This window comes from Bradyrhizobium sp. (assembly GCF_035484855.1).
Classification (GTDB): Bacteria; Pseudomonadota; Alphaproteobacteria; order Rhizobiales; family Xanthobacteraceae; genus Bradyrhizobium.
This window is the reverse complement of record NZ_DATHOP010000060.1, coordinates 1-3000: the sequence shown is the minus strand read 5'-3', so window position 1 is coordinate 3000 and position 3000 is coordinate 1. Positions and strand designations below refer to the sequence as shown.

2 protein-coding genes are annotated in these 3000 nt (G+C 62.4%); both read right to left on the bottom strand.

Annotation, left to right across the window (positions count from 1 at the left end; all coding sequences use genetic code 11):
• On the bottom strand, positions 1-932 hold a 932-nt coding region (tuf, locus tag VK804_RS07450), incomplete at its 3' end, for an elongation factor Tu (protein WP_325369438.1).
• 39 nt (positions 933-971) lie between these two features.
• A complete protein-coding gene (gene fusA / locus VK804_RS07445; protein WP_325369436.1) occupies positions 972-2999 on the bottom strand; it encodes an elongation factor G in 2028 nt (675 codons plus the stop codon).
• Position 3000: the final 1 nt, after the last annotated feature.

Below are 3000 nucleotides of genomic sequence, written 5' to 3'. Positions count from 1 at the left end.
GCCTCGGCCTTGAACTTGGTGTGCGGCTTGACCGAACCCGGCTTGCACAGCACCTGACCGCGCTCGACTTCCTCGCGCTTGGTGCCGCGCAGCAGCGCGCCGATGTTGTCGCCGGCCTGGCCCTGATCCAAGAGCTTGCGGAACATCTCGACGCCGGTGACGATGGTCTTCTGGGTGTCGCGAAGCCCGACGATCTCGATTTCCTCGCCGACCTTGATGACGCCGCGCTCGACGCGGCCGGTCACCACGGTGCCACGGCCGGAGATCGAGAACACGTCTTCCACCGGCATCAGGAACGGCTGGTCGATCGGACGCTCCGGCTGCGGAATATAGGCGTCGACCTGGGCCATCAGCTCGATGATGGCGTCATGGCCGAGCGCCTTGTCCTTGTCTTCCAGCGCCGCCAGCGCCGAACCCTTGACGATCGGGATCTTGTCGCCGGGGAAATCATACTTCGACAGCAGCTCGCGGACTTCCAGCTCGACCAGTTCGAGCAGTTCCGGATCGTCGACCATGTCGCACTTGTTGAGGAACACGACCATGGCCGGCACGCCGACCTGTTTGGCCAAGAGGATGTGCTCGCGGGTCTGCGGCATCGGGCCGTCGGCGGCCGACACCACCAGGATCGCGCCGTCCATCTGCGCCGCACCGGTGATCATGTTCTTCACATAGTCGGCGTGGCCCGGGCAATCGACGTGGGCGTAGTGCCGGTTCTTGGTCTCGTATTCGACATGCGCGGTCGAAATCGTGATGCCTCGCGCCTTCTCTTCCGGCGCCTTGTCGATCTGGTCGTAGGCGGTGAACGTCGCACCGCCGGTTTCCGCCAGCACCTTGGTGATCGCAGCCGTCAGCGACGTCTTGCCGTGGTCGACGTGACCGATCGTTCCAATGTTGCAATGCGGTTTATTACGTTCAAACTTTGCTTTGGCCATTTGACTCTCCGTTCAGTCGTTAACTGTCGCCAACGACAATCAGGCAAACTTCTTCTGGACTTCCGCCGACACATTGGCCGGCGCTTCCGCGTAGTGATCGAACTGCATCGTGAAGGTCGCGCGTCCCTGGCTCATCGAGCGCAGGTTGTTCACGTAGCCGAACATGTTCATGAGCGGCACCATCGCGTTGATGACGTTGGCGTTGCCGCGCATGTCCTGCCCCTGGATCTGCCCACGCCGCGAATTGAGGTCGCCGATGACCGAGCCGGTATAGTCTTCCGGCGTCACCACCTCGACCTTCATGATCGGCTCGAGCAGCACCGACTTGCCCTTGGTCAGCGCTTCGCGGAAGCAGGCCCGCGTTGCGATTTCGAAGGCCAGCGCCGAGGAGTCGACGTCGTGATACTTGCCGTCGATCAGCGTCACCTTGACGTCCACCACCGGGAAGCCCGCGACGACGCCCGCACCGAGAACGCTCTCGATGCCCTTCTCGACGCCGGGGATGTATTCCTTCGGAACCGCGCCGCCGACGACCTTGGATTCGAATTCGTAGCCTTTGCCGGGCTCGTTGGGTTCGACGATGAGGGTAATCGCGGCAAACTGGCCGGTACCGCCGGTCTGCTTCTTGTGGGTGTAGCTGTGTTCGACCCGCCTGGTAATACGTTCGCGGAACGCCACCTGCGGCGCGCCGATATTGGCGTCGACCTTGTAGGTACGCCTGAGGATATCGACCTTGATGTCGAGATGAAGTTCGCCCATGCCCTTCAGAATGGTCTGGCCGGACTCCTGATCGGTCGACACCCGGAACGAGGGATCCTCCGCGGCAAGCTTCGCCAGCGCCACGCCGAGCTTTTCCTGGTCGGCCTTCGATTTCGGCTCGATCGCGATTTCGATCACCGGCTCCGGGAATTCCATCTTCTCCAGGATCACCGGCTTGTTCGGATCGCACAGCGTGTCGCCGGTGCGGGCTTCCTTGAGGCCCGCCAGCGCCACGATGTCGCCGGCAAAGGCTTCCTTGATGTCCTCGCGGTTGTTGGCATGCATCAGCAGCATCCGCCCGATCCGCTCCTTTCGGTCGCGGGTCGAATTGACGACGCCGGTACCGGACAGCAGCGTACCGGAATAGATGCGGCAGAAGGTGATGGTGCCGACGAAGGGATCGTCCATGATCTTGAACGCCAACAGCGCCAGCGGCTCCTTGTCGTTCGGCAGCCGAACCACCTCGTTGCCGTCCTCGTCCACGCCCTTGATGGCGGGCACGTCGACCGGCGACGGCAGATAGTCGACGACCGCATCGAGCAGCGGCTGCACGCCCTTGTTCTTGAACGCCGAGCCGCACAGCACCGGGAAGAACGCGCCGGTCAGCACCGCCTTGCGGATCAGCCGCTTCAGCGTCGGCTCATCGGGCTCCTTGCCGTCGAGGTAAGCGGCGAGAACCTCGTCGTCGAGTTCGACGGAGGCTTCCAGGAGCTTCTCGCGATATTCCTTGGCCTTCTCGACCATGTCAGCGGGGATATCGACATCGACGAACTTGGCGTCGAGCTTCTCTTCTTCCCAGACCACGCCCTTCATGCGGACCAGATCGACCAGACCCTTGAAATTGTTCTCGGAGCCGATCGGAAGCTGGATCGCGATCGGCTTGGCGCCGAGGCGATCGACAATATCCTGCATGCATTTGTAGAAATCGGCGCCGGTCTTGTCCATCTTGTTGGCGAAAACGATGCGCGGAACCCGGTACTTGTCGCCCTGGCGCCAGACCGTTTCGGTCTGCGGCTCGACGCCCTGGTTGGAATCGAGCACGCACACCGCGCCGTCGAGCACGCGAAGCGAGCGCTCGACCTCGATGGTGAAGTCGACGTGGCCGGGGGTGTCGATGATGTTCAGGCGCTTGCCGTTCCAGAACGCGGTGGTCGCAGCCGAGGTGATCGTGATGCCGCGCTCCTGCTCCTGCTCCATCCAGTCCATCGTCGCGGCACCTTCGTGCACTTCGCCGATCTTGTGGCTCTTGCCGGTATAATAAAGGATGCGCTCGGTGGTCGTGGTCTTGCCGGCATCGATATGCGCCATG